This is a genomic window from Streptomyces sp. NPDC048291 (assembly GCF_043201715.1).
Classification (GTDB): domain Bacteria; phylum Actinomycetota; class Actinomycetes; order Streptomycetales; family Streptomycetaceae; genus Streptomyces.
The window spans coordinates 146,541-172,417 of sequence record NZ_JBICZC010000004.1; the positions used below are offsets into that span (position 1 = coordinate 146,541).

At 71.8% G+C, this 25,877-nt stretch carries 20 protein-coding genes; 9 read left to right on the forward strand and 11 right to left on the reverse strand.

The annotated features are described in order from the left end of the window. Nucleotides 1-48 precede the first annotated feature (48 nt). Nucleotides 49-987, forward strand: a complete 939-nt coding sequence (locus tag ACGF5O_RS11525; RefSeq protein WP_393809699.1) for a diiron oxygenase — start codon at nt 49-51, stop codon at nt 985-987. A 95-nt stretch (nt 988-1,082) separates the two neighbouring features. On the opposite strand, the gene ACGF5O_RS11530 is transcribed toward ACGF5O_RS11525, so the two are convergent. The 8 genes from ACGF5O_RS11530 to ACGF5O_RS11565 all read right to left on the reverse strand — a co-directional run bounded on the left by ACGF5O_RS11530 (nt 1,083) and on the right by ACGF5O_RS11565 (nt 9,441). Next, nucleotides 1,083-2,225 carry an NlpC/P60 family protein gene (locus ACGF5O_RS11530; RefSeq protein WP_393809700.1) on the reverse strand — a complete coding sequence of 381 codons (1,143 nt, stop codon included), beginning with the start codon at nt 2,223-2,225 and terminating at the stop codon, nt 1,083-1,085. A 114-nt stretch (nt 2,226-2,339) separates the two neighbouring features. Beyond that, on the reverse strand, nt 2,340-2,639 hold the full coding sequence (locus tag ACGF5O_RS11535) for a hypothetical protein (RefSeq protein WP_393809701.1): 300 nt from the start codon (nt 2,637-2,639) through the stop codon (nt 2,340-2,342). Nucleotides 2,640-2,649: 10 nt separating this feature from the next. After that, nucleotides 2,650-3,303 (reverse strand): TetR/AcrR family transcriptional regulator, encoded by a 654-nt coding sequence (locus ACGF5O_RS11540; protein ID WP_393809702.1) that lies wholly within the window; start codon nt 3,301-3,303, stop codon nt 2,650-2,652. 163 nt (nt 3,304-3,466) lie between these two features. Continuing rightward, on the reverse strand, nt 3,467-4,723 hold the full coding sequence (locus tag ACGF5O_RS11545; RefSeq protein ID WP_393809703.1) for a styrene monooxygenase/indole monooxygenase family protein: 1,257 nt from the start codon (nt 4,721-4,723) through the stop codon (nt 3,467-3,469). Nucleotides 4,724-4,753: 30 nt separating this feature from the next. Continuing rightward, nucleotides 4,754-5,398 (reverse strand): ATP/GTP-binding protein, encoded by a 645-nt coding sequence (locus tag ACGF5O_RS11550; RefSeq protein WP_393809704.1) that lies wholly within the window; start codon nt 5,396-5,398, stop codon nt 4,754-4,756. Then, on the reverse strand, nt 5,379-5,801 hold the full coding sequence (locus ACGF5O_RS11555) for a DUF742 domain-containing protein (RefSeq protein ID WP_351502609.1): 423 nt from the start codon (nt 5,799-5,801) through the stop codon (nt 5,379-5,381). Before ACGF5O_RS11555 ends, ACGF5O_RS11550 begins: the two co-directional genes overlap by 20 nt. Then, the gene (locus tag ACGF5O_RS11560) at nt 5,798-6,301 is read right to left on the reverse strand and encodes a roadblock/LC7 domain-containing protein (protein ID WP_362596693.1); all 504 of its coding nucleotides are present in this window, start codon (nt 6,299-6,301) and stop codon (nt 5,798-5,800) included. The genes ACGF5O_RS11555 and ACGF5O_RS11560 overlap by 4 nt, the downstream gene beginning before the upstream one ends. Further along, nucleotides 6,298-9,441 carry a nitrate- and nitrite sensing domain-containing protein gene (locus ACGF5O_RS11565; protein ID WP_393809705.1) on the reverse strand — a complete coding sequence of 1,048 codons (3,144 nt, stop codon included), beginning with the start codon at nt 9,439-9,441 and terminating at the stop codon, nt 6,298-6,300. Before ACGF5O_RS11565 ends, ACGF5O_RS11560 begins: the two co-directional genes overlap by 4 nt. Before the next feature lie 396 nt (nt 9,442-9,837). Between ACGF5O_RS11565 and ACGF5O_RS11570 the strand changes: the two genes are divergently transcribed. After that, nucleotides 9,838-10,626: a hypothetical protein gene (locus ACGF5O_RS11570; protein ID WP_393809706.1), complete on the forward strand. Its 789-nt coding sequence runs from the start codon at nt 9,838-9,840 to the stop codon at nt 10,624-10,626. 237 nt (nt 10,627-10,863) lie between these two features. Here ACGF5O_RS11570 and ACGF5O_RS11575 read toward each other — a convergent pair whose 3' ends face one another. Further along, the gene (locus ACGF5O_RS11575; protein WP_393809707.1) at nt 10,864-11,355 is read right to left on the reverse strand and encodes a MarR family winged helix-turn-helix transcriptional regulator; all 492 of its coding nucleotides are present in this window, start codon (nt 11,353-11,355) and stop codon (nt 10,864-10,866) included. 275 nt (nt 11,356-11,630) lie between these two features. On the opposite strand from ACGF5O_RS11575, the gene ACGF5O_RS11580 reads away from it, so the two are divergent. Beyond that, nucleotides 11,631-12,455 (forward strand): lysozyme, encoded by an 825-nt coding sequence (locus ACGF5O_RS11580; protein ID WP_393809708.1) that lies wholly within the window; start codon nt 11,631-11,633, stop codon nt 12,453-12,455. A 170-nt stretch (nt 12,456-12,625) separates the two neighbouring features. Here the strand turns inward: ACGF5O_RS11580 and lon are convergent, their stop codons facing one another. Beyond that, nucleotides 12,626-15,046 (reverse strand): endopeptidase La, encoded by a 2,421-nt coding sequence (lon, locus tag ACGF5O_RS11585; RefSeq protein WP_393809709.1) that lies wholly within the window; start codon nt 15,044-15,046, stop codon nt 12,626-12,628. A gap of 172 nt (nt 15,047-15,218) precedes the next feature. Here lon and ACGF5O_RS11590 point away from each other — a divergent pair, with 172 nt between their 5' ends. Next, entirely contained in the window at nt 15,219-16,022 is an 804-nt protein-coding gene (locus ACGF5O_RS11590) for a GNAT family N-acetyltransferase (RefSeq protein WP_393809710.1), read from the forward strand. Nucleotides 16,023-16,381: 359 nt separating this feature from the next. After that, complete coding sequence (locus ACGF5O_RS11595; RefSeq protein ID WP_393809711.1) at nt 16,382-17,875, forward strand: sulfatase; 1,494 nt, start codon at nt 16,382-16,384, stop codon at nt 17,873-17,875. Between the two features lie 4 nt (nt 17,876-17,879). Here the strand turns inward: ACGF5O_RS11595 and ACGF5O_RS11600 are convergent, their stop codons facing one another. Further along, on the reverse strand, nt 17,880-18,686 hold the full coding sequence (locus ACGF5O_RS11600) for a rhomboid-like protein (protein WP_393809712.1): 807 nt from the start codon (nt 18,684-18,686) through the stop codon (nt 17,880-17,882). 254 nt (nt 18,687-18,940) lie between these two features. Here ACGF5O_RS11600 and ACGF5O_RS11605 point away from each other — a divergent pair, with 254 nt between their 5' ends. The 4 genes from ACGF5O_RS11605 to ACGF5O_RS11620 all read left to right on the forward strand — a co-directional run bounded on the left by ACGF5O_RS11605 (nt 18,941) and on the right by ACGF5O_RS11620 (nt 25,787). Beyond that, nucleotides 18,941-19,630 carry a spermidine synthase gene (locus ACGF5O_RS11605; RefSeq protein ID WP_393809713.1) on the forward strand — a complete coding sequence of 230 codons (690 nt, stop codon included), beginning with the start codon at nt 18,941-18,943 and terminating at the stop codon, nt 19,628-19,630. Nucleotides 19,631-19,740: 110 nt separating this feature from the next. Then, on the forward strand, nt 19,741-20,481 hold the full coding sequence (locus ACGF5O_RS11610; protein ID WP_366358617.1) for a response regulator transcription factor: 741 nt from the start codon (nt 19,741-19,743) through the stop codon (nt 20,479-20,481). Beyond that, nucleotides 20,478-21,614, forward strand: a complete 1,137-nt coding sequence (locus ACGF5O_RS11615; RefSeq protein WP_393809714.1) for an ATP-binding protein — start codon at nt 20,478-20,480, stop codon at nt 21,612-21,614. Before ACGF5O_RS11610 ends, ACGF5O_RS11615 begins: the two co-directional genes overlap by 4 nt. Before the next feature lie 327 nt (nt 21,615-21,941). Next, nucleotides 21,942-25,787, forward strand: coding sequence for a multifunctional oxoglutarate decarboxylase/oxoglutarate dehydrogenase thiamine pyrophosphate-binding subunit/dihydrolipoyllysine-residue succinyltransferase subunit (locus ACGF5O_RS11620; protein WP_393809715.1), 3,846 nt, complete (start codon nt 21,942-21,944; stop codon nt 25,785-25,787). Nucleotides 25,788-25,877: the final 90 nt, after the last annotated feature.

A 25,877-nucleotide genomic window follows, 5' to 3' on the forward strand; every position in this document is an offset into this window, starting at 1 on the left:
TCTCATAAGAGTCGACGACGTACCCCCGGGTAACGAGGTGAGGGAGCCATGACGACCCTGACGGAAGCCGACGCGGTCGACGGACTGCGGGACGCGCTCGGCCTGCTCAAGGACCGCGAGCAGGTGGCCGAACGGCTGCTGGTCTCCTCCGCGAAGCACTCCTTCGACCCGGACAAGGAGCTGGACTGGGACGCGCCCTTCGAGGAGGGCAAGTGGTTCTGGCCGCCGGAGCTGGTGTCGCTGTACGGCACGCCGATGTGGCAGCGGATGAGCGAGGAGCAGCGGATCCTGCTCTCCCAGCACGAGGCCGCCGCGCTGGCCTCGCTGGGCATCTGGTTCGAGTTGATCCTGATGCAGCTGCTGGTCCGGCACATCTACGACAAGGCGGCGACGACCGCGCACGTGCGCTACGCGCTGACCGAGATCGAGGACGAGTGCCGGCACTCGAAGATGTTCGCGCGGCTGATAGAGCGCGGTGACGCGCCCTGGTACCCGGTGAGCCGGGCCCACCAGAACCTGGGCCGCCTCTTCAAGACGATCTCCACGACGCCCGGGTCCTTCACGGCCACCCTGCTCGGCGAGGAGGTGCTCGACTGGATGCAGCGGCTGACCTTCCCGGACGAGCGGGTCCAGCCGCTCGTCCGCGGGGTCACCCGGATCCACGTGGTCGAGGAGGCCCGGCACGTGCGGTACGCCCGCGAGGAGCTGCGCCGGCAGATGGTGACCGCGCCGCGGTGGTCGCAGGAGTTCACCCGGGTCACCTCCGGTGAGTTCGCGCGGGTGTTCTCGGTGGCCTTCGTGAATCCGGAGGTCTACACGAACGTGGGTCTTGACCGGCGGGAGGCCGTGGCGCAGGTGCGGGCGAGCGGGCATCGGCGGGAGGTCATGCAGACCGGCGCGAAGCGGCTGACCGACTTCCTGGACGACATCGGGGTGCTTCGGGGGGCCGGGCGGCGGTTGTGGAAGAGCTCGGGGCTGCTGGCTTGAGTTTCGGGTACGCGTGCGTGGGGGCTGGTAGCGCAGTTCCCCGCGCCCCTCAGGCGGGTGTCCGCAGCGCATGCCGAGACGGCCCCGCGCCTCGCCTAGGTAGAGGTCGGCACCGTCGGCGGCAATGTCCCGAAGCTTTCGTCCGGGCCCTCCGTCGCCGTCTTCGGGATCGCCGGGGGCGTGTAGCGGGCCAGGGAGGCGGCCGTCGGGTCGGGGCGGACCGCGCCCAGGATCGGGTTGGCGGCGATCGGGGAGACCTTGATCTTCGCGCCGGGGCGGGGGGCCTGGACGACCTTGCCGTCGCCCAGGTAGAGGGCCACGTGGGTGGCCTCGGGGAAGTAGACGACCAGGTCGCCGGGGCGCAGGTGGTTCAGGGGAACGTGCGGCAGGTCGGCCCACTGCTCCTGGCTGGTGCGCGGGATGGGGGTGCCTGCGTGGTCCCAGGCCTGCGAGGTCAGGCCCGAGCAGTCGTACGACACCGGCCCTGCCGCGCCCCACTGGTACGGCTTGCCCAGCTGCCGCACGGCGTAGCGCACCGCGCGGTCGCCGGCCGGGGAGGGGGGCGGCGTGGCGGTGCCCAGGGCGCCGGACGTCGTGAGCTTGCGCTGGGCGTCCGCCGTCTTCGACCGCTCCAGGTCGGCGAGCGCGGTGAGCTGGTCGGGGGTGAGGGACACCAGCATGCGCTCCACGTCGGAGAGGCGGGTGCGGACCTCGTCGCGCTGCTTCTTCTGCTGTTCGGCCAGGGCGAGTCGGCTGTCCAGCGCCGCGCGGGCCCGGCGGGCCAGACCGGCCTGGTTGCGCTCGTCGTCCGCCAGGCGGCCCACCGTCCTCGCCCGCTCGCGCGCCAGCTCGCCGATGACGTGGCCCTCGTCGAGCGCGTGCTGCGGGTCACGGGCGAGCAGCAGGCGGATGTACGGGGAGAGGCCGGTGGCGCTCTGGTACTGCTGCCGGGCCAGCCGGCCCGCCTCGGTCCTGCTGGTGTGCAGGGAGCGCCGGGCAAGGGCCAGCTCGTCGTCCAGCCGGGTCACCTCGGCGCGCTGCCGCTGCAGCCGTTCCGCCGTCGCGTTGTAGGTCTCGGTGGCCTGCTCGGTCTGCCGGTAGGCCTGCTGAAGGTCGGTCAGCAGCTCGGCGACCGGTTGCGCGGGGTCGGGCGCGGCGAGTGCGGGCAGGGGCGTGAGGACGGCCTGGGCCGCCGCCACCGCAGCCGTACAGGCCAGCCGCAGGAACCTTCCTGACACGTCATCACCTCCGATGCGGGACGGCCTCTCCGTTCCGTATCGCGATGATCACGTGATTATCGGATGTGTATGCGTGGTCCGCGCGGCACATGTGCGCCGTTCGGCGGACCCCTGTCACCCGTCGGTGTCGTCCGGCCCGCGGCCCGGGTCCTGCTTCGACCACGGCCACCTCGGCCCGCCGCCGGCTCCCCTGCCCGTCGGGTCGTACTCGTACTTCCAGCCCTGGGACAGGCCCAGGCGCCTGCTCTGCCCCCGGGACACGCGGCGGTAGACCAGGACGGTGGGCGGGCCGCCGGCCGGATCCGGGACCGGGATGCGGTACGTCTTCGGGGGGTGGCCGGTCATGCCGAGCAGCACGGGCAGCACCCGCCCGTCCATGGGGCCGCCCTCGAAGGGGGTGTCCTGACTCTTCACGGCACCAGTCTCAGCCATCCACCGCGAGGGCGTCGACGAGGGCCGCGGTCTGCGGGTCGCGGCGCGCGGTCACACTGAGCACGGCGACGAACTGGTCCACCAGCCAGTCCCGCAACTCCTCCACCGGCGGCTGCTTGTCCTCGTCGAGCCAGATCAGGGAGGCCGCCTCGACGGCGGTGATCCACATCCGGACGGTCATCCGCAGCCGGGGACCGGGGTCGGCGACCTCCAGGTGGCTGAGAATGTGCTGCGCGGCGGCCCGTCGTACGCCGTCCACGATCGCCGTCGTCCGCGAGGTCTCCACCACGCTGCCGCCCTGGAGCAGGGCGCTGAAGCCGGCGTCGTGCTGGTCGACGAAGGCGAGGTAGCGGTCGAGGGCGCGGCCCAGCCGGGGCACGAGGGGACCCTCACGCGGCTCGTCGAAGCAGTGTTCGAGTTCCTCGGCGGCGGACCTGAGGGCGGCCTCGTAGAGCTGCTGCTTGCCGCCGGGGAAGTACCGGTACACCAGGGGACGCGAGACCCCGGCCGCCTCCGCCACGTCGTCGAGCGACACCTCCTCGGGCGCGCGGTGCGCGAAGAGGGAGAGGGCCGCGTCGAGGAGCTGGCTGCGCCGCTCCTCGACGGAGAGCCTGCGGTAGGCGGGGGTGGCGGCCTGCGGGGTCATGCGATCAGCGTATGCGGTCCGCCGAGGGTGCGGCGCCGTCGTGGTCGCTCACGCAGTTCCCCGCGCCCCCAAAAGAAGGGGCGCTTCAGTGCGCCCCCTCAGGGGCGCGGGGAACTGCGCGACCAGCCCCCACGGACCCGCGGCCGAAATCGGGCCTGCCGGATCAGGCGGCGCCTGTCACCGAGGCCAGGAAGGCCTCCGTCTTCGCCGGCTCGTAGAAGAAGTTCTCGAAGTCGGCGGGGTCGTTGAAGCCGTTGGCGAAGCGGTCGGCGACCGGGGGGAGCTGGCCGGCCGCGCCGATGAGGTTGAGGATGTGCTCCGGCGGCGGCGCCAGCATGGCGTTCGTCCACTTGGTGACGTGCTGCGCCGTGTTCCAGTAGCGGTCGAACGTCTCCTGCATCCAGGTCTCGTCGAACTCCTTCTCGCCCTGTTCGAGGATCGAGGCGAGGTAGGAGGCGGCGCACTTGGCCGCGGAGTTGGAGCCCTGGCCGGTGATCGGGTCGTTGGCGACGACGACGTCCGCGACCCCGAGGACCAGGCCGCCGCCGGGGAGGCGGCCGATCGGGTTGCGGACGGTGGGGGCATAGCGGCCGGCGAGGGTGCCGCCGGCGTCGGTCAGTTCGACCTTGGTGGCCCGCGCGTGCTCCCAGGGCGTGTACCGCTCCATGAGTTCCAGGGTCAGGGAGAGGTGCTCCGAGGGGTCCTTGACGCCGTTGAAGACGTCCAGCGGGCCGCCGGGTATGCCCTCCCAGAAGAGGATGTCGGCGGGGCCGGAGGTCGTCAGCGTCGGCATGACGAAGAGTTCGCCGACGCCGGGGACCAGGTTGCAGCGGACCGCGTAGTAGTCCGGGTGCTCGGGGCGGGGGCCGAGCCCGTGCACGTAGGAGACGGCCAGCGCCCGCTGCGGCTCCGTGTAGGGGGACCGGGCGGCGTCGCGGCCGAACATCTGGACGAGCTCGCCCTTGCCGGCGGAGACCAGCACCAGGTCGTAGGTGCGGGCGAAGTAGTCGAGGTCGCCGACCGCCGCGCCGTGGATGACCAGCTGGCCGCCGCGCTGCGCGAACGTCTCCATCCAGCCGGCCATCTTCACCCGCTGGTCGACCGACTGCGCGTACCCGTCGAGCTTGCCCACCCAGTCGATGGCGCGGGCCGCGGGACCCTCGCCCCAGGAGCCGGGGGCGGCGACCGAGACGCCGAGTCCTTCGATCTTCGGGGCCTGGGACTCCCAGAAGTTCAGCTGGAGATCGCGCTCGTGCTGCAGTGCGGTGTCGAACATGCACTGCGTCGACATGACCCGGCCGGAGCGGATCTCGTCCGCGGTCCGGTTCGACATCAGGGTGACCTCGTAGCCGTGCGACTGGAGGCCGAGGGCGAGCTGGAGACCGGCCTGGCCGGCCCCCACGACGAGTATCTTCCGCATGCGGTGGTGGCTCCTAAGGGTTCAGAAGAACTACTCGGGGGTTTCGTCCAGCGCGTGGGCGACCAGGGACAGCAGCGTCTCGATGGCCGAGATCCGACGGCGGGCGTCCATGATCATTACAGGGACGCGCGGAGGGATCGTCAATGCCTCCCGCACGTCCTCCGGCTCGAAGCGCTCGCTGCCGTCGAAGTGGTTGACCGCGACGACGTACGGCAGCCCGCAGCTCTCGAAGTAGTCCAGGGCCGGGAAGCAGTCCTTCAGGCGCCGGGTGTCCGCGAGGACGACGGCGCCGATCGCGCCGCGCACCAGGTCGTCCCACATGAACCAGAACCGCTGCTGGCCCGGCGTGCCGAACAGGTAGAGCACCAGGTCGTCGTCGAGCGTGATGCGGCCGAAGTCCATGGCCACGGTGGTGGTCAGCTTGCCGGGCGTGGCGGTGAGGTCGTCGGTCTCCTCGCTCGCCTCGGTCATCAGCGCCTCGGTCTGCAGGGGCGTGATCTCCGAGACGGCGGTGACCAGCGTGGTCTTGCCGACACCGAAACCGCCCGCGACGACTATCTTCGTCGCGATGGGGGCCCGGCTGCGGTCCGTCTGCCAGGACCGCAGATGCTCCTGCTCCTCGTCGGCAGCGAGGAGCGGATTGACGCCGGTGGCGTCAGAGACGGCGAAGTCCACTCAGCACCCTTTCCAGCAGAGCGCGGTCCGGGCGGCCGACGCCGTGTCCGGTACCGGTTCCGTACACACGGATCTTTCCCTGGTCCGCGAGGTCGCTGAGCAGGACCCGGACCACACCGAGCGGCATCTTCAGCAGCGCGGCGATCTCGGCCACCGTGCGCATGCGGCGGCACAGTTCGACGATGGCCTGCATCTCGGGCATCACCCGGGTGCTGAGGGAACCATTCGTCAGTTCCTTGCGCTCCTCGGGGGCTTCGAGCGCCGCGACGAACGTCTCCACGAGGAGGACGTGGCCGAAGCGGGTACGGCCGCCGGTGAGCGAGTAGGGGCGGACGCGGGCGGGCTTGCGGTCGCCGCCGCGTACCGGGAGGTTCTGCCTGCGGTTCTTCGGCGCGCTGCTCATCGGCCGCTCCTCGTCGCGTCGGCCTCTAGGGACTTGCGTAGCTCGGTGCGGAGTTCGGGGGTGAGGACGTGGCCGGCGCGGCCGACGAACAGTGCCATGTGATATGCCACCACGCTCATGTCGCAGTCCGCGCTGCCGTGCACGCCCAGCAGCGAGCCGTCGCTGATCGACATCACGAAGAGGCTGCCCTCGTCCATCGCGACCATCGTGTGCTTGACCGGGCCGAAGTCCATCAGCCGGGCGGCGCCGACGGTGAGGCTGCCGATGCCGGAGACGATGGTGGCGAGGTCGGCGGCGGAGCCGCGGGGGCCGGTGCGCTTCTCGTTCCTGGTCTCGCGGGCCTCCTCGTTCCGGACGGGGTCCGAGGAGAGCAGGAGCAGTCCGTCGGAGGAGACCACGGCGACCGACTGGATCCCGGGCACCTCCTCGATGAGGTTGCTCAGCAGCCAGTGCAGATTGCGGGCCTCACTGCTCAGTCCGAAGGTACTGGGCGCGGTCAACTGCTTGCCTCCTCGACTGTGCCCCCCGTGGCTTCTTCGGATACGGCTGTTCCGGGTGCGGCTCGTACGGTGCTCGGCACCTGGTTCTGGCCGGTCTGCTCGGCGATCTCCGCCGCCACGTCACGGCGTCCGGCGTCGGCGCCCCGGCGGAAGCCGCCGAGCCGGCGGCGGAGGGCGTCCGCGTCGACGCCGGTGCCGCGCTGGCGGGGCGGTGGGGCGGGGGCGGTGATCCTGGGGGTGCGCTTGGGGAGGCCCTTGCTGGTGACCTCGTCCTCGTCCTCGTCGTCTTCGGTACCGGCGTCGGCTTCGGCTTCGGCGGTCGCGGGCGGGGGCAGCGTGCGGGAGTGCTCTTCGGCTGCGCCGAAGTCGTTCCCAACCGCAGCACCCGTGCGGGTTGCCGGGTCAGGTGCGGGTGGCCCCGGTGGGGCGTACTCGCCGTCGGCCGCCGCGGGCTGCGGACGCACGTGGTTACCGGCGTCCGCGGACTGCGCCCCGGGCCAGTCGTCGTCCTCGGCCCGTCGGCGCCGGGGCCGGTCCTCGGCACCCTGCGACCCAGGCCGGTCCTCGTCCTCGGCACCCTGCGACCCGGGCCAGTCGTCGTCCTCGGCCCGCCGGCGTCGCGGGCGGATCTCCGCGTCGGCGGGGTGGGCCCGCTCCTCGGCGGCACCGGCCTGCGTCAGCGGCTCGGGCTGCCCGGCCGGTTCGGGGTCCGGGTCCGTGAGGGGGACCAGCAGTTCCATCGTCGTCTCGGCGAACGTCTCCGCCGGAGCCTTCGGGCGGGCCGTCGGCTCGGGGTCCGCCGGCTTCGGCGGGGCCGCCTGCTCGTGTACCGCTTCCTCGTCGGCCCGCCGTACCGCCGCGGCCTCCTCGCCGGCCCCCTTCACGGCTCCGCCGTGCCCGTCGGCCTCCCGTACCGCCTGCTCCGCCAGCGTCACCAGCGGGTCGCCGGACGTCGAGCGGCCGTACAGGACGTTGGAGTTGACCTCGGCGTCCGCGCCGGGGAGGGAGTAGGCGTGGGCGCCGGCCGCGGTCGTCGTGGGTGCGGGGACCGAGGTCCGCGGGGCCTGGGCCAGCAGCGGCTGGGGCAGGACCACGACGGCCGCCACCCCGCCCTGCTTCTGCTCGCGGAGCTGGACGCGGACGCCGTGCCGGTGGGCCAGCCGGGCCACCACGTAGAGGCCGAGGCCGAGACCGTCCTCGCCCTCCTGGTCGTAGGGCGACTCGGGGTCGAACTCGGCGAGGCGGCCGTTGAGGCGGACCATGCGGTCGGCGGTCATGCCGATGCCCTCGTCCTGGACGGAGAGCATGACCTCACCGCTCTCGAGGAGCCAGCCGGAGATCTCGACGGGGACGTCGGGCGGGGAGGACGCGGTGGCGTTCTCCATGAGTTCGGCGAGCAGGTGGGACAGGTCGTCGGCCGCGAACCCGGCCACGTGCGCGTGCGGGGGCAGGGCCGCGATCCGGACCCGCTCGTAGCGCTCGATCTCGCTGACCGCCGCCCGGACGACGTCCACCAGCGGGATCGGGCCCGCGTGCTGCTGGACGTGTTCGGTGCCGGCGAGGACCAGGAGGTTCTCGCTGTGGCGGCGCATGACCGTGGCGAAGTGGTCGAGCTTGAAGAGGGTCGACAGGCGGTCGGGATCCTGCTCGCGCTCCTCCAGGGTCTCGATCACGGCGAGCTGACGCTCCACCAGGCCGAGCGTGCGCAGCGCGAGGTTGACGAACGTGCCGCCGATGCTGGTGCGCAGCCGCTCCAGCTGGGTGGCCGCGTCGGTGACCTCGGCGCGCAGCTCCTCGCGGGCGTCGGCCATCTTCTGGCGCTGGCCGACCAGGTGCTTGCGGTCGGTCTCCAGGGTGGCGATGCGGTCGTAGAGCTCGGCGGCGTGCGTGTGCAGGGCGTTGACGGAGCGGACGACCTGGGCGAACTCGTCGTTGCGGCCGGTGAAGGCGATCGCTTCCTCGGTGCGCGGGTCCTCGGCCCCGGCGAGGCGGGCCGAGCCCCGGCGGAGCACGGAGAGCGGGCGGGTGAGGGTGCGGGCCATGGCCGTGGCGATGCCGACCGCGACCAGCATCAGGGCGCCGACCACCGCGACCCGGATCTCCAGCGCGGTGACGTCGTCGTCGCGCAGCGCCGCGAGGTCCTTGGTGCGGCGGTCGTAGAGGGCGGACTCGACGCCCCGCATCAGGTCCACCCGGCCGGTCAGCGCCGCGTCCAGCTTCTTGGTGCCGGTGGCGAGGTCGTCGTCGGAGAAGGTCGGCTGGTCGGTGAGGGCGGCCAGGTACTTGTCCGCGTCGTTGACGTCGCCGCCGGTGACCGTGGAGTCGTACGAGTCGACCGCAGCCTTGGGCGCGGTGTCGCGGAAGTCGGCGAGGGCCGCGTCGGCGCGCAGCCGGGCCTGCTGGGCGGCGGCGGTGAGCGCGTCGCGCTGCTTCCGGTCCGCGTCGGAGGTGGTGGTGCTGGTGACGGGCAGGCCGGTGATCGGGTTGATCGTGGTCTGGGTGGTGCTGGGGATGCTCAGGGCGGCCAGCAGGAGGCCCCTGGCCGCCGCGGACTGCTGGACGGCGGAGTCCAGTTCCGCGAGCGCGTAGGCACCGGAGCCGGCCCTGGGGGGCATCTGCTCGGCCAGCTGCTCGGCGAGCCGGTGCAGCTCGGTGATGGTCGCCGAGTACGCCTGGTGCGCTTCGAGCGCCGTGCTCTTGCCGGTGAGGGCGGAGCGGCGGACGGTGGCGATGCCGTCGAGGTCGGTGCGCAGCCAGCCGGGGGCGTCGGTGTCCGCGCGCAGGTCCTCGACCTGGCGGTCGACGCGGGCGCTGCGGTCCTCGGCGGGCGCCTTGGACTTGGGGCGGCCGGCCGCTATGTAGGAGGTGACCTCGTCGCGTTCGTCGGCGAGCGAGTTGGCGAGGGCCAGCGCGTCCTCGGTACGGCCGGACAGGGTCACCAGGTCCTGGGAGTCGCTCAGCTGCCCGGAGGCGGTGAGCAGGGCGGGCGCTCCGGCGCCCGCGATCGCCGCGGCGACCACGGCCACGGCCACGATCAGCCGGGTGCGGACGTGCTTGGGGCGGCCGGTGCCGACGGGGGCCGCGGCGCCCGTTTCGGAGGCCGTCTTCTTGCCTGTGCGCCGAGGCCGCGTCTTCTGCACCGGTGCTCGCATTCCTGAACTCGTGTACCCAAGGGGTTGGGTGGCACCCCGTCATGATCCCCGGCATTTCGGTGCCAAGTGGTGCGTGCACCCGTCTTGTACGGTCCCCGACCCTCCCAGCGCCGGTGGGCGGTGGTCTCTCATCACCCGACCCGCCACCCGAAGGAGTGAACATCGGAGGGGAGTTGGCGGGCAAGTTCCGGCGGTCTGTGCGGGTGCCTTTTCCGGCTGGCCGGTTGGACGCGGACGGCAGGCTTTGACAGGATTCGCCACCGCACCTTCCCGGAGTGCGCCATTCCAGCCCAAAACAGGCGGCTGACCTGCGGGGCCGTATCAATTCCCGGTCCGTTGCCAGCCTTTGGTGAAGCCTGTGGAGGGGTCGTGCAGACTGGCCGAATGCGTACTGAAGTCGTTTCGGAGCCCGGCGCCCCCGACCGCCCCAACGAGGACTTCGCCGGTGTCGGACTTCCCGCCTCGGGGCAGGGGGGTTGCGTGATCGTCCTGGACGGGGTCACCCCGCCCCGGGACGGGACCGGGTGTCTGCATTCCGTCCACTGGTTCACGGCGCGGCTGGGCGGTGCACTGACCGAACTGACCGTTTCGCGAGGAGATCTGACACTGCGGGAGATCCTCGAACAGGCGATCGTTCGCACAGCCGCCGCACATGGTGACACCTGTGACCTTTCTCACCCGCGTACCCCGCAGGCGACGGTCGTGCTGAGCCGCTGGTCCGCGGAGACCGTGGAGTTCCTGGTCCTGTCCGACTCGGCGCTGCTCCTGAGGGCACCCGACGGCACGGTCACCCCGGTCCTGGACGACCGGCTCGACCGGGTGCCGCGCGCCTCGCTGGCCTCGGACGCGATCGCCGACGCCACGGTCCGCAACAAGGAGGGCGGCTTCTTCACGGCCGCCGCCGACCCCTCGGTGGCGGCCCGCGCGGTCACCGGGTCCGTGCCCCGCGCCGAGGTACACGCGCTGACCGCCCTCACGGACGGCGCGACCCGCTGGACGGAGAAGTTCCGCGAGGGCGACTGGACGGCCCTCCTGGACGTGGTGCGCAAGGAGGGCGCGCGGGCGCTGGTGGGCCGGGTGCGGGAGCTGGAGGCGGCCGACCGGGAGGAGCGGGTCTTCCTGCGGCGCAGCAAGACGCACGACGACGCGACGGTGGTGTACGCCGAGCTGTGACGCCCCCGGCGGCGGCTCGGGGGGGTCCCGCGACGGTCTCGGGACGGTCCGGGGCCGTCCGGTGAAAGCCCGGCGACGGCCCGACGGCGGCCCTGCGAGGACCGATGGCGGCCCAGCGAGGACCGGCAGCGGCCCTGCCAGGACCGACGGCGGCCCAGCGAGGACCGACGGCGGCCCTGCCAGGCCCGGCGGCGGCCCAGCGAGGACCGGCGGCGGCCCAGCGAGGACCGGCGGCGGCTACTTCTCCATGACGCCGTTCAACTGGTTCAGCAGCCGGGCCAGTTCCGCGACCTCGGTGCGGTCCCAGTGGGCGAGCTGGCTGACGTAGCGGCCCCGGCGGGCCTCGCGGACCGTGCCGACCCGGCGCCGGCCCTCGTCGGTGAGGGCGACCAGCCAGGCCCGTCCGTCGGCCGGGTCGGGCTCGCGGGCGATCAGGCCGAGCTCCTCCAGGGCGCGCAGCTGGCGGGACATGGTGGCCTTGCCGACGCCGACGTAGGCGGCCAGTTCGGTGGCGCGCTGGCCGCCGCATTCGTCGAGCCGTACGAGCAGTCCGTAGGCGGCGGACTCCAGGTCGGGGTGGACCTCCCGGGCCATCTCGCCCTGGCTGGCCCGGGCGCGGCGCAGCAGCACCGTCAACTCGCGTTCCAGGGCCAGGAACTCCTGGTCCGCGCCGCTCGGCGGCAACCCGGTGGCGGCGCGCCGTTCGCCGCCCTTTTCGTCCTCGTGCACGTCAGCACCCCTGATCGGTTTCGCAGTCCTGAAAGTTTCCGTCAAACCCCGTCATCGCCGCAGCTCGCCAAGTATTCCGCAGGCGTAGACCAACGGCAGCCTCCGGACCCCCTTCCCCGGGGTCCGGCCCGTGCGTAGCGTCCGGACCGAGCCAATTGCTGGCATGCCCACGCCATGTGGTGGGTCGTGCCGTGTGACACTGCGTCGTGTCGCGCCGCTCGGACCGACCGCCTCTGGCATACCTGGGACCTCACCTCACCCCACGGAGGCACGTCATGCCCGAGCACAGACCCGCCCCCACACTCCTGACCGGCCTGCTGGTGCTGCTGTTCGCGGCACTCGCCCCGATCCCCGCCCACGCCAACGCGTCCGGCCCGGCCGTCCCGGCCGTCCCGGCCCGCGGCTCGGCCTACATGGGTATGGGCGTCCTGGCCCACGACGGCCGCAGCGGCACACCCAAGACCGACCTCGCCACCCAGGCCGAAGGCGTCGACGTCGCCAGCTACCAGGGCGACGTCTCCTGGTCGACCCTGCTGGGCAGCGGGGTCAGATGGGCGTACTCCAAGGCGTCGGAAGGCACGTACTACACCAACCCCTACTTCGCCCAGCAGTACAACGGCTCCTACGACGTCGGCATGATCCGCGGCGCCTACCACTTCGCGACCCCGGACACCGCGGGCGGCGCCACCCAGGCCGACTACTTCGTCGACCACGGCGGCGGCTGGTCCAAGGACGGCCGGACCCTTCCCGGCGTCCTCGACATCGAGTGGAACCCGTACGGCGCGTCCTGCTACGGCAAGTCCAAGAGCGGGATGGTCACCTGGATCACCGACTTCCTGAACCGGTACAAGGCCCGCACCGGCCGCGCCGCCGTCATCTACACGGCGACCAGCTGGTGGACCGACTGCACCGGCAACTACAGCGGTTTCGGCTCCACCAACCCGCTGTGGATCGCCCGGTACGCCTCGGAGGTGGGCACGCTGCCGGCCGGCTGGTCGACGCACACGATGTGGCAGTACACCTCGACCGGGCCGACGGTCGGGGACCACGACAAGTTCAACGGGGCCGTCGACCGGGTGGTGGCGCTGGCCAACGGCTGAGCGCCGCCCGGTTGCGCGGTTCGTTCGCCGCGGGCCGGTGAGGGCTGGTCGCGCAGTTCCCCGCGCCCCTGACGGGGCGCGGATACGCAGCCGACTTCACCTGGCCGGCACCGGGCGAAGGCCCGGGCCCCCTCTCGGGGACCCGGGCCCTCCGCATCCGGCAGCGTCCGTCACGCCGCTACCGGAACCTCCGGCGCCGCGCCGCTCACGGCGGGCGCGAGCGCCAGTTCCAGGACCTGGCGGACGTCGGTCACGGCGTGGACGTCGAGCTTGTCCAGCACCTCGGCCGGGACGTCGTCCAGGTCGGCCTCGTTGCGCTTGGGGATGATGACGGTCGTCACCCCGGCGCGCTGGGCGGCGAGCAGCTTCTGCTTGACGCCGCCGATCGGCAGCACCCGGCCGGTCAGCGAGACCTCGCCGGTCATCGCCACGTCCGTGCGGACCAGCCGCCCGGAGAGCAGCGACGCGAGGGCCGTCGTCATCGTGACGCCGGCGCTCGGGCCGTCCTTCGGGACCGCGCCCGCCGGGAAGTGGATGTGCACGCCCCGGTCCTTCAGGTCGCCGACCGGGAGCTCCAGTTCGGCGCCGTGGGAGCGCAGGAAGGACAGCGCGATCTGCGCCGACTCCTTCATCACGTCACCCAGCTGACCGGTGAGGGTCAGACCCGCCGCGCCCGTCTCCGGGTCGGCGAGGGACGCCTCGACGAAGAGGACGTCACCACCGGCGCCGGTGACCGCGAGGCCCGTCGCCACGCCCGGGACCGCCGTGCGGCGCTCGGCCGGGTCCTGCGCGGACTCGGGCACGTGGTGCGGCCGGCCGATCAGGGCGCGCAGGTCTTCGTCCCTGATCGTGAACGGCAGCTCCCGCTGACCGAGTTCGTGCTGGGCCGCGACCTTGCGGAGCAGACGGGCGATCGACCGCTCCAGGGTGCGGACTCCCGCCTCACGCGTGTACTCGCCGGCCAGCTTGCGCAGCGCGCTCTCGTCGAGGACGACCTCGTCCTTGTCGATGCCGGCCCGCTCCAGCTGGCGCGGGAGCAGGTGGTCACGGGCGATGACGACCTTCTCGTCCTCGGTGTAGCCGTCCAGGCGGACCAGCTCCATGCGGTCGAGCAGGGCCTCCGGGATGGCTTCGAGCACGTTGGCCGTGGCGAGGAACACCACGTCGCTCAGGTCGAGCTCGACCTCCAGGTAGTGGTCGCGGAAGGTGTGGTTCTGCGCCGGGTCCAGGACTTCGAGCAGCGCCGCGGCCGGGTCGCCGCGGAAGTCGGAGCCCACCTTGTCGATCTCGTCGAGCAGGACGACCGGGTTCATCGAACCGGCCTCCTTGATCGCCCGCACGATCCGGCCGGGCAGCGCGCCGACGTACGTACGGCGGTGGCCGCGGATCTCCGCCTCGTCGCGGACGCCGCCGAGGGCGACCCGGACGAACTTCCGCCCCATGGCGTGGGCGACCGACTCCCCCAGGCTGGTCTTGCCGACACCGGGCGGCCCGACGAGCGCCAGCACGGCACCGCCACGGCGCCCGCCGATGACTCCGAGCCCCCGGTCGCTACGGCGCTTGCGTACCGCCAGGTACTCGGTGATCCGCTCCTTCACGTCCTCCAGGCCGGCGTGCTCGGCGTCCAGGACCGCCTTGGCGCCCTGGATGTCGTACTGGTCCTCGGTCCGCTCGTTCCACGGCAGTTCGAGGACGGTGTCCAGCCAGGTGCGGATCCAGGATCCCTCGGGCGACTGGTCGCTGGACCGCTCCAGCTTGTCGACCTCCTTGAGGGCGGCCTCGCGGACCTTCTCCGGCAGGTCGGCGGCCTCCACGCGGGCGCGGTAGTCGTCGGACTCCTCGCCGTCCTTGGCGGAGTCGCCGTTCAGCTCGCGCAGCTCCTTGCGGACCGCCTCCAGCTGGCGGCGGAGCAGGAACTCGCGCTGCTGCTTGTCGACGCCCTCCTGGACGTCCTTGGCGATGGTCTCCGCAACGTCCTGCTCGGCGAGGTGGTCGCGCAGCTGCTGGGTGGCCAGCTTCAGGCGGGCGACCGCGTCGACGGTCTCGAGCAGCTCGATCTTCTGCTCGGTGGTCAGGAAGGGCGAGTAACCGGAGTTGTCGGCGAGCTGGGAGACGTCGTCGATGGCCTGCACCCGGTCCACGACCTGCCAGGCGCCGCGCTTGCGCAGCCAGGCGGTGGCGAGGGCCTTGTACTCCTTGACCAGTTCGGTGACATGACCGGGCACCGGGTCCGGGACGTTCTCGTCGATGCGGGTGCCCTCCACCCACAGGGCGGCACCCGGGCCGGTCGTACCGGCGCCGATGCGCACCCGGTAGCGGCCGCGGATCAGCGCACCCGGGTCGCCGTCGGCCAGCCGGCCGACCTGCTCCACGGTGCCGAGCACACCGGTGCCCGGGTAGGTCCCGTCGACCCGCGGCACCAGCAGCACCTTGGGCTTGCCGGGCTCGTTACGGGCGGCGGCCTGCGCTGCCTCTACGGCGGCGCGTACATCAGGGTCCTTGAGGTCCAGCGGGACCACCATCCCGGGCAGCACGACCTCGCCGTCGAGCGGCAGCACAGGGAGGGTGAGTGATGCGGACGTCGAAGCCATGATCTCCCCTTCGGCAGTCAACTTGAGTTATGCCGACTCAATGTTTGCGAGCCCAGAAATGTTCCCATGCATATGTTCGCTCTGAGCGATCGAGTGCTGACCTGGCCGAACACGGTTCCGCGCCGGTAAAAACAGTTGCCCGGCGCGGGCTCATTCCCCGTACGGTCGGCCGATGACCGACACCGACCTCACCGCGACCCTGCTGGCGGCCTACGACGCCCAGATGCGCGCCGTCCAGCCGACCCCCGCTCCCGGCGTCAGCTACGAGCACGACGGTCCCGCCCTCCGGGTGGTGGGCCAGCACCGCGGCTTCGTGACCGGGCCGCGCGACTGGGGCGGTGTGCGCGGCGCCGGACTGGACTCGCTGATCGCCCGGCAGCGGGACTTCTTCGCGGCGCGCGGCGAGGCCGTGGAGTGGAAGACGCGCGGGCACGACGACCCGGCGGACCTCCCCGACCGGCTGCGCGCGGCGGGCTTCGTGCCCGAGCCGCGGGAGACGGTCGTGGCCACCCTGGTCGAGGACCTGGCCGTGGCCGCACCCGCCCTGCCCGCGGGCGTGACCCTGCGCCGGGTCACCGCCGACGCGGACCTGGACCGGATCGCCGCGCTGGAGACCGCGGTGTGGGGCCAGGACATGGCCTGGCTCGCCGAGTACCTGAGGGGCCGGCTCACGGTCACCCCGGACGACTACGAGATCTACGTCGCCGAGGCCGCCGGAGAGATCGTCTCGGCGGCCTGGGTGGCCTTCCGCCCCGGATCCGACTTCGCGATGCTGCTGGGCGGCTCCACCCTGACCGACTGGCGCGGCAAGGGCGTCTACCGCGCCCTCGTCGCCCTGCGGGCGACCCGCGCGGCGGCCCGCAACGCCCCCTACCTTCTCGTGGAGGCCTCGTCCGCCAGCGCCCCGATCCTCACCCGCCTCGGCTTCACCGCGATCACGACCACCACGCCGTACATCTGGACCCCGGCCACCTGACGGACGCCGCCCACATCAACGCCCCGCCGGGCAACGCCGCCCACATCAACGCCCCGCCGGGCAACTCCGCCCACATCAGCGCCCCGTCAGGGGCGCGGGGAACTGCGCGAGCAACCACGACGCGACCGCACCCGGCAACCGACGGCCACCGCAACGGCGCATCGCCCCGCCCGTCCGGCACCGCCGGACAACGCCCGCCCTCGGGGCCGAGCGCCGTTGCGGCGGGAAAAGAGAGTGCTCACCGCCACGACCCCGCAAGGCCGTCGCTACACCACCGCAACACAACCCACAGGAAAAGCCCTGAAACTGCCAGCGGACGCACAGCGAATGGCGGCACACGACGGGGCCCGGGGGGACACATGAGTGAGAAGCAACCGGCGCCCAAGCGGCCGGCACGGCGGACCGTGCTCACCGGCGCAGCCGTCGCCGCGGCCGCCGCCGTCCCGTTGACCCTGCGCGCCGTCGGCGACGACGGCGGCGCCATCCCGGCGCCCGCCCGCACCGCCCCCGCGGCCCCCGTCGCAAGCCGCCCGGCATCGACGCCCTCCCCCCTCCCCCGCACCGACCCGCGCCCGAACATCCTCCTCGTCCTCACCGACGACCAGCCCAAGGAGACGGACTGGGCGGTCCGCCGTACCGCCGACTGGCTGGGCGGGCAGGGCGTCACCTTCGCCCGGGCGCACGCCAACACCCCGCTGTGCGCGCCGTCCCGGGCCACGATCATGTCGGGGCGGTACGCGCACCACCACGGCGTCCTCGACACCCGCCACCCGTACCACCTCGACCAGCACACCACCGTGCAGCGCCGGCTGCACGAGGCCGGCTACCGCACCGGCCTGTTCGGCAAGTACCTCAACTACTGGCACACCGGCGACAACCCGCCGCACTTCGACGAGTGGCTCCTCCAGGAACCGGTGGCGTACTACGACGGCCACTACAACGACAACGGCACGGTCCGGAACATCCCCGGCTACAACACCCACGTCATCAGGGACCGCGCCCTCGCCTTCATCGACCGGTCGCGGACCGACACCCGGCCCTGGTTCGCGTACGTGGCCACCCGCAGCGCGCACGAACTCAACATCCCGGAGCGGAGGTACGCGCACGCGCGCGTGCCGGAGTGGCCGGGCCGGCCCTCCGTGTACGAGGGCGACAAGAGCGACAAGCCGCCGTTCCTGCGGAACGCGAAGCACACGTACGACCAGGGCAAGGCGCTGCGCGGGCGCCAGTTGCGCACCCTGCTGTCGGTGGACGACGCGATGCGGGACTTCCGGGACGAGCTGCGCGCGCTGGGCCAGCTGGAGAACACGCTGGTGCTGTTCACCAGCGACCACGGGCTGTGCTGGGCGGACCACGGCTGGCTGCGCAAGTCGGTGCCGTACCGGCCGAGCCTGGAGGTGCCGTTCTGGCTGTCCTGGCCCGCGCGGGGGCTCGGCGGGGGCACCGTCGACGACCGGCTCACCGGCCATGTCGACATCGCCCCGACCCTCCTGGACGCGGCCGGCCTCACCCCGGACACCCCGCACGACGGCCACTCGCTCCTGGACACCCGCAACGACCGCGACCGCCTCCTGGCCGAGTGGTGGTGGAACCGGCAGGACCAGGAGCCGATCCACACCTGGGCCACCCACATCGGCAGGTCCTCGCAGTACACGGAGTACTACCGCACCCGCCTCGACGGTCAGGGCCGGCCCACGCGGGGCGACGGCGCGGTCCTCTTCCGCGAGTTCTACGACCTGGCCGCCGACCCGTACCAGCTCAGCAACCGCCTGCACGGCGCCACGGTCGCGCAGGAAGCGGCCCTCGGCATCCCGGAGTTGGCGAAAGGGCTGGCGGCGGCGCGGCGCGGCTGAGGGCTCAGGGGGCGGCCGGGACCGCGACGGGCAGGGCCTGGAGGCGCTCCCGCCGCCAGCGTCGTACCAGCGGCCAGAGGCCGGTGCCGATGCCCAGCGAGATCAGGTGGCCCCAGTTGGTCATCGGGTCCTGGAAGGCGATGAGGTCGGTGACGAGGCTGTAGCCGACCAGGGCCAGCAGCGGCCAGCGCAGCCAGGGGGCGAGGAGACCGGAGAGCGCGCCGATGCTGGCGGCCACGCCGAAGCTGATGCCGTAGTCGAGGCGGTGCAGCGAGGTGTCGGGAAGGTGGCCGGCCAGGACCGCGAGGCCGACCGGGACCTCGGTCGCGAGGGTGGCCAGGACGTGGCCCGCCAGGAAGACGAGGATCGCGCGGGCACCGCCTATCCGCCGCTCCAGCGCGGTCAGGACGAGCACGAAGGCCAGCGCGTACGGCGACAGCAGCCCGCCCGCGATCCACAGCGCGCTGGCCAGCAGGACGAAGACCGGGGTGCGCAGCAGGTGGGCGACGTCGGTGCTGGAGTCCTGGTAGAGCGCGTAGCGGAGGCCGGGGCTGGCCCAGCTCGCGAAGAGCGAGGTGAGGGCCAGGATCGCCGTGTAGGTGAAGGTGACCGGGGTGCCGGTGGGGGTGGGGAGGAGCCGCCGGGGCAGCGGACGCGGCAGGCGCAGCTGGAGAACGGTGCGCGAGGTGTCCGGGGCGAGTGCCGCGACCGGGCCGCGCTGGCGGGGTACGCCGTCGAGGAGGGCGGCGACGTCCCCGGCGGGAAGGGGCTCGGGCGTGGGCGTCGATGCGGCCCTCGCGGTCCGTTCCACGGTGAGGCGCTCCTTCCGTTTCACCCCACCCTTCGCCGTCCCGGGAGCCGCTGTCTATGACCGACGCCACCCAGGGGACGATTCAAAGGATTTTCTGAAGAACCAAGAGGGGTCAGGAGGAACCATACGAGCCGCTTCCCGTCACCCGCGGGCGCGAAGCGCCGGGCGGCCCCTCGAACGGGTGACACCCGTGCGGCTGCCCGACACCCGTAATTCGGGTGGCCGCAAAGCCCTGTTGGGGCAGGATGGCCGCCATGACGACCTCGGCCCCCGCGCCCGACAGCCGCCCCGTGGTCCTGGACCGGCGCGACGGGCCCTACGGCGAGGTGGTGCTGCGCAGACACGGCACGCTCCTTCAGATCATCGCCAACGGCTGCTTCCTGATGGACACCTCCGACGGACGCTCGGAACGGTTACTGGTGGACGCCGCGTACCGGGCACTGGACGGACCGGGCGAGCCGGCGGTGCTGATCGGCGGGCTGGGCGTCGGCTTCTCGCTCGCCCATGCCGCACAGGACGCCCGCTGGGGGCGGATCACCGTGGTGGAGCGGGAGTCGGCGGTCGTCGACTGGCACCGGGAGGGTCCGCTCGCCGCGCTCTCCGCCCGCGCGTTCGCCGACCCGCGCACGGTGGTCGTGGAGAGCGATCTCGTCACTTACGTCAATGAGACATCGGACACGTTCGACGCCCTGTGCCTGGACATCGACAACGGCCCCGGCTGGACCGTCGACCAGGCCAACGAGGGGCTCTACTCGGCGGCCGGACTCGCAAGCTGCGCAAGGGTGTTGAGGCCCGGCGGGGTACTTGCCGTATGGTCGGCACAGCCCTCTGCGGAATTCGAGGGAACCTTGCGGAATGCCGGTTTCCAACGGGTGCGTACCGAAGAGATCCCGGTTGCCCGGGGCGTTCCGGACGTCGTTCACCTTGCCGTCCGCCCTGGATAGCGAGTGCGCCTCCTGTCCCCGTAATGTGCATCCCTGACGCGGATCATTCAAGCGTCAATCGCAGTCATGGGATCACCCCACTGGTTCCGGAAAGCACACAGGGGCGGGCGATGGAGCAGACACACACCTCCCACAACGGCGCGGCGACGGCGACCCAGGGCGCCCAGCGCCGGGTCCTGGTCGTCGAGGACGATCCCACGATCGTCGACGCCATCGCGGCCCGCCTGCGCGCCGAGGGATTTCTCGTGCAAACCGCGGGTGACGGTCCGGCGGCCGTCGACACCGCCGAGGCCTGGCAGCCCGACCTGCTGATCCTCGACATCATGCTGCCCGGCTTCGACGGCCTGGAGGTCTGCCGGCGCGTGCAGGCCGCCCGGCCGGTGCCGGTGCTGATGCTCACCGCGCGGGACGACGAGACCGACATGCTGGTCGGCCTCGGGGTCGGCGCCGACGACTACATGACGAAGCCGTTCTCCATGCGGGAGCTGGCGGCACGCGTGCACGTGCTGCTGCGGCGGGTGGAGCGGGCGGCCATCGCGGCCTCCACGCCCCGCTCCGGCATCCTGCGCCTCGGCGAGCTGGAGATCGACCACGCGCAGCGCCGGGTCCGGGTGCGCAGCGAGGACGTGCACCTGACGCCCACCGAGTTCGACCTCCTGGTGTGCCTGGCGAACACCCCGCGCGCGGTGCTCTCCCGTGAGCAGCTGCTCGCCGAGGTGTGGGACTGGGCGGACGCCTCCGGCACCCGCACGGTCGACAGCCACATCAAGGCGCTGCGCCGGAAGATCGGCGCCGAGCGGATCCGCACCGTGCACGGTGTCGGCTACGCGCTGGAGACACCGACGCCATGAGCGCCGGGCCGGCCGGACCAAGAGGCCCCGGTGGTCCCGGGGGCCCGGGGGGCTCCGGGGAGGAGCCCTGGGGCGGGGTACGCCCGTTCTCGATCAAGACCAAGCTGGGCGGGCTGGTCGTCGTCTCGGTCCTGATCACCACCGGTCTGTCGATCGTCGCGGTGCACACCAAGACGGAGCTGCGCTTCATCACGGTCTTCTCGATGATCGCCACACTCCTGATAACGCAGTTCGTGGCGCATTCGCTCACCGCGCCGCTGGACGACATGAACGCGGTGGCCCGGTCGATATCGCAGGGCGACTACACGCGCCGGGTGCGCGAGAACCGCCGGGACGAGCTGGGCGACCTGGCCGAGACGATCAACGTCATGGCCGACGAGCTGGAGGCCCAGGACCGCCAGCGCAAGGAGCTGGTCGCGAACGTCTCGCACGAGCTGCGCACGCCCATCGCGGGGCTGCGGGCCGTCCTGGAGAACGTCGTCGACGGGATCGCCGAGCCGGACACCGAGACGATGCGCACGGCCCTGAAGCAGACCGAGCGACTCGGCCGGCTGGTGGAGACCCTCCTGGACCTGTCCCGGCTCGACAACGGCGTAGTGCCGCTGCGCCAGCGCCGGTTCGAGGTGTGGCCGTACCTCTCGGGCGTGCTCAAGGAGGCCAACATGGTCGCCGGGGCGCGCGGGAGTCTCGCCTCGGGCTCCGGGAACCACACGCGGACGGACGTCCATCTGCACCTCGACGTCTCGCCGCCCGAGCTGACCGCGCACGCCGACCCGGAGCGCATCCACCAGGTGGTGGCGAACCTCATCGACAACGCGGTCAAGCACAGCCCGGCGCACGGCCGGGTGACCGTGAAGGCGCGGCGCGGGCCGCAGCCGGAGTCGCTGGAGCTGGAGGTCCTGGACGAGGGTCCCGGCATTCCGCGTTCGGAGTGGCACCGCGTCTTCGAGCGCTTCAACCGCGGCGCCGTACGACGGCCGCACGGTCCGGGCAGCGACGGCGGCACCGGGCTCGGTCTGGCGATCGCCCGCTGGGCGGTGGATCTGCACGGCGGCCGGATCGGCGTGGCCGAATCCGACCGGGGGTGCAGGATTATCGTCACTCTGCCGGGGCTTTCTTCCGTCCCAAGTTGACGTAAAGTTCGATCCGGAGCCTCAAGATCCACCTGTGGTCGGCACGGTCGTCCGCGCAGCCGGACACGTGTGATCAGGTGCGGCCCCCGCGCATGTCGCGCGGGGTGTTCGGCGTGAGGCGGTCGCCGGCGGGGCGGAGCCATGCCCGGTTGAGTCCGGTCACAGCGCAACCACGCTTGTTTCCCGCCATATCAAGCCCTGAAACACAGTTTTCGATGTGACTTACGCGACGATGAACCGGCCCGACCTGACCTTCGCGGTCTTGGAGGCGTAGCCTTTATTCCCGCTGTCCATAACCTTGTGAAGCGGAAGAGGGCGGTTGCCGCCGTGTCGCCACAGTCCCCCAGTAACTCGAGCTCCCCCACCCTTCGGGCGGGAGGTGCCCCCACGACCGACGCAGACCAAGCGGGCAAGAACCCCGCAGCCGCGTTCGGACCGAACGAGTGGCTCGTCGACGAGATCTATCAGCAGTACCTCCAGGACCCGAATTCGGTAGACCGAGCCTGGTGGGACTTCTTCGCCGACTACAAGCCGGGAGCGCCCGCCGCCTCGGCTCCGGCGGGTACCGCGGCCGCGGGGGCCGCGGGCACCACCTCCACGACACCCGCGCCGGCCCAGCCGGCGGCTCCGGCGCCCGCCCCGGCCGCTCCCGCCGCCCAGGCGCCCGCCGCGCCCGCTCCGGTCGCTCCGGCCGCGCCTGCCGCCCCCAAGGCCGCGGCGCCCGCCCCGGCGCCCGCGAAGCCCGCCGCCGCTCCGGCCCCGGCCGCCGCGAAGCCGGCCGCCGCGCCCGCCGCCGCTGCCCCGGAGGGCCCCGCGCTGGTCACGCTGCGTGGTCCGGCCGCCGCCGTCGCGAAGAACATGAGCGCCTCGCTGGAGGTGCCGACGGCCACCTCGGTCCGCGCGGTCCCGGTGAAGCTGCTGTTCGACAACCGCATCGTCATCAACAACCACCTCAAGCGCGCCCGGGGCGGGAAGATCTCCTTCACGCACCTGATCGGCTTCGCGATGGTGCAGGCCCTCAAGGCCATGCCGTCGATGAACTACTCGTTCGCGGAGAAGGACGGCAAGCCGACCCTGGTCAAGCCGCCGCACGTGAACTTCGGCCTGGCCATCGACCTGGTGAAGCCCAACGGCGACCGCCAGCTCGTCGTGGCCGGCATCAAGAAGGCCGAGACGCTGAACTTCTTCGAGTTCTGGCAGGCCTACGAGGACATCGTCCGCCGCGCCCGCGACAACAAGCTGACGATGGACGACTTCACCGGCGTCACGGTCTCCCTGACCAACCCCGGCGGCCTCGGCACCGTCCACTCGGTCCCGCGCCTGATGCCCGGCCAGTCGGTCATCATGGGCGTCGGCTCCATGGACTACCCGGCGGAGTTCCAGGGCACCAGCCAGGACACCCTGAACAAGCTCGGCATCTCGAAGGTCATGACGCTCACGTCGACCTACGACCACCGGGTCATCCAGGGCGCCGCCTCCGGCGAGTTCCTGCGCCAGGTCGCGAACCTCCTGCTCGGCGAGAGCGGCTTCTACGACGACATCTTCGAGGCCCTGCGCATCCCCTACGAGCCGGTCCGCTGGCTCCGGGACATCGACGCCAGCCACGACGACGACGTCACCAAGGCCGCCCGCGTCTTCGAGCTGATCCACTCCTACCGGGTCCGCGGCCACGTCATGGCCGACACCGACCCGCTGGAGTACAAGCAGCGCAAGCACCCCGACCTGGACATCACCGAGCACGGCCTCACCCTGTGGGACCTGGAGCGCGACTTCGCGGTCGGCGGCTTCGCCGGCAAGGCGATGATGAAGCTGCGCGACATCCTCGGCGTGCTGCGCGACTCGTACTGCCGCACCACCGGCATCGAGTTCATGCACATCCAGGACCCCAAGCAGCGCAAGTGGATCCAGGACCGCGTGGAGCGCCCGCACTCCAAGATGGAGCGCGAGGAGCAGCTGCGGATCCTGCGCCGGCTGAACGCGGCGGAGGCCTTCGAGACCTTCCTGCAGACCAAGTACGTCGGCCAGAAGCGCTTCTCCCTTGAGGGCGGCGAGTCCGTCATCCCGCTGCTCGACGCCGTCCTGGACTCGGCCGCCGAGTCCCGCCTGGACGAGGTCGTCATCGGCATGGCCCACCGCGGCCGGCTGAACGTCCTCGCCAACATCGTCGGCAAGTCGTACGCGCAGATCTTCCGCGAGTTCGAGGGCAACCTCGACCCGAAGTCGATGCACGGCTCCGGCGACGTGAAGTACCACCTGGGTGCCGAGGGCACCTTCACCGGCCTGGACGGTGAGCAGATCAAGGTCTCGCTGGCCGCCAACCCGTCCCACCTGGAGACGGTCGACCCGATCATCGAGGGCATCAGCCGCGCCAAGCAGGACATCATCAACAAGGGCGGCACGGACTTCACCGTCCTGCCGGTCGCGCTGCACGGCGACGCGGCCTTCGCGGGCCAGGGCGTGGTGGCCGAGACCCTGAACATGTCGCAGCTGCGCGGCTACCGCACCGGCGGCACGGTCCACATCGTCATCAACAACCAGGTCGGCTTCACGGCGGCGCCCGAGTCCTCGCGCTCCTCCATGTACGCCACCGACGTGGCCCGCATGATCGAGGCCCCGATCTTCCACGTGAACGGCGACGACCCGGAGGCGGTCGTGCGCGTCGCGCGCCTGGCCTTCGAGTTCCGCCAGGCGTTCAACAAGGACGTGGTGATCGACCTCATCTGCTACCGCCGCCGCGGTCACAACGAGTCGGACAACCCGGCCTTCACCCAGCCGCTGATGTACGACCTGATCGACAAGAAGCGCTCGGTGCGCAAGCTCTACACCGAGTCCCTGATCGGTCGCGGCGACATCACCCTGGAAGAGGCCGAGCAGGCCCTGCAGGACTACCAGGGCCAGCTGGAGAAGGTCTTCACGGAGGTCCGCGAGGCCACCGCGCAGCCGGCCGCCGCGCCCGCGCACGAGCCGCAGGACGGCTTCCCGGTCGCCGTGCCGACCGCGATCTCCTCGGAGGTCGTCAAGCGCATCGCCGAGTCCCAGGTCAACATCCCGGACTACTTCACCGTCCACCCGCGTCTGCTGCCGCAGCTGCAGCGCCGGGCGGCGATGATCGAGGACGGCACGATCGACTGGGGCATGGGCGAGACCCTGGCCATCGGCTCGCTGCTGATGGAGGGCACCCCGGTGCGCCTGTCCGGCCAGGACTCGCAGCGCGGCACCTTCGGCCAGCGCCACGCGGTCCTCATCGACCGGGAGACGGGCGCGGACTACACCCCGCTCCTCTACCTGTCCGAGGACCAGGCCCGCTACAACGTCTACAACTCACTGCTCTCCGAGTACGCGGTGATGGGCTTCGAGTACGGCTACTCGCTGGCCCGTCCGGACGCGCTGGTGATGTGGGAGGCGCAGTTCGGTGACTTCACCAACGGCGCCCAGTCGGTCATCGACGAGTACATCTCGGCGGCCGAGCAGAAGTGGGGCCAGACGTCCGGCGTCACGCTGCTGCTCCCGCACGGCTACGAGGGCCAGGGCCCGGACCACTCCTCGGCCCGCATCGAGCGCTTCCTCCAGCTCTGCGCCCAGAACAACATGACGGTCGCGATGCCGACCCTCCCGTCGAACTACTTCCACCTCCTGCGGTGGCAGGTGCACAACCCGCACCACAAGCCGCTGGTCGTCTTCACCCCGAAGTCGATGCTGCGCCTCAAGGCGGCGGCCTCGAAGGCGGAGGAGTTCACGAGCGGGCAGTTCCGCCCGGTCATCGGCGACGACTCGGTGGACCCGAACGCGGTCCGCAAGGTCGTCTTCTGCACCGGCAAGGTCTACTACGACCTGGAAGGCGAGCGGCAGAAGCGCGGCGTCACGGACACGGCGATCATCCGGCTCGAGCGCCTGTACCCGCTGCCGGGTGCGGAGCTCCAGGCCGAGGTCAACAAGTACCCGAACGCCGAGAAGTACCTGTGGACGCAGGAGGAGCCGGCGAACCAGGGTGCCTGGCCGTTCATCGCGCTCAACCTGATCGACCACCTGGACCTGGCGGTCGGCGCCGACGTCCCGGCCGGCGAGCGCCTGCGCCGCATCTCCCGCCCGCACTCCTCGTCCCCGGCGGTGGGTTCGGCCAAGCGCCACCAGGCCGAGCAGGAGCAGCTGGTGCGTGAGGTCTTCGAGGCGTAAGCCTGCGGAGCACTGCGAAGAAGGGTCCGGTCCCCGCCCGCGGGGCCGGACCCTTCGGCGTCCGCCTAGGCTGGTAGACGCCCACCACCG

Bases quoted from the DNA above. Each gene is read 5' to 3' on its own strand.
- ACGF5O_RS11570 (WP_393809706.1), top strand. From the start codon at position 9,838: ATGCGTACTGAAGTCGTTTCGGAGCCCGGCGCCCCCGACCGCCCCAAC.
- ACGF5O_RS11590 (WP_393809710.1), top strand. From the start codon at position 15,219: ATGACCGACACCGACCTCACCGCGACCCTGCTGGCGGCCTACGACGCC.
- ACGF5O_RS11525 (WP_393809699.1), top strand. From the start codon at position 49: ATGACGACCCTGACGGAAGCCGACGCGGTCGACGGACTGCGGGACGCG.
- ACGF5O_RS11605 (WP_393809713.1), top strand. From the start codon at position 18,941: ATGACGACCTCGGCCCCCGCGCCCGACAGCCGCCCCGTGGTCCTGGAC.
- ACGF5O_RS11540 (WP_393809702.1), bottom strand. From the start codon at position 3,303: ATGACCCCGCAGGCCGCCACCCCCGCCTACCGCAGGCTCTCCGTCGAG.
- ACGF5O_RS11610 (WP_366358617.1), top strand. From the start codon at position 19,741: ATGGAGCAGACACACACCTCCCACAACGGCGCGGCGACGGCGACCCAG.
- ACGF5O_RS11555 (WP_351502609.1), bottom strand. From the start codon at position 5,801: ATGAGCAGCGCGCCGAAGAACCGCAGGCAGAACCTCCCGGTACGCGGC.
- ACGF5O_RS11580 (WP_393809708.1), top strand. From the start codon at position 11,631: ATGCCCGAGCACAGACCCGCCCCCACACTCCTGACCGGCCTGCTGGTG.
- ACGF5O_RS11615 (WP_393809714.1), top strand. From the start codon at position 20,478: ATGAGCGCCGGGCCGGCCGGACCAAGAGGCCCCGGTGGTCCCGGGGGC.
- ACGF5O_RS11595 (WP_393809711.1), top strand. From the start codon at position 16,382: ATGAGTGAGAAGCAACCGGCGCCCAAGCGGCCGGCACGGCGGACCGTG.
- ACGF5O_RS11545 (WP_393809703.1), bottom strand. From the start codon at position 4,723: ATGCGGAAGATACTCGTCGTGGGGGCCGGCCAGGCCGGTCTCCAGCTC.
- lon (WP_393809709.1), bottom strand. From the start codon at position 15,046: ATGGCTTCGACGTCCGCATCACTCACCCTCCCTGTGCTGCCGCTCGAC.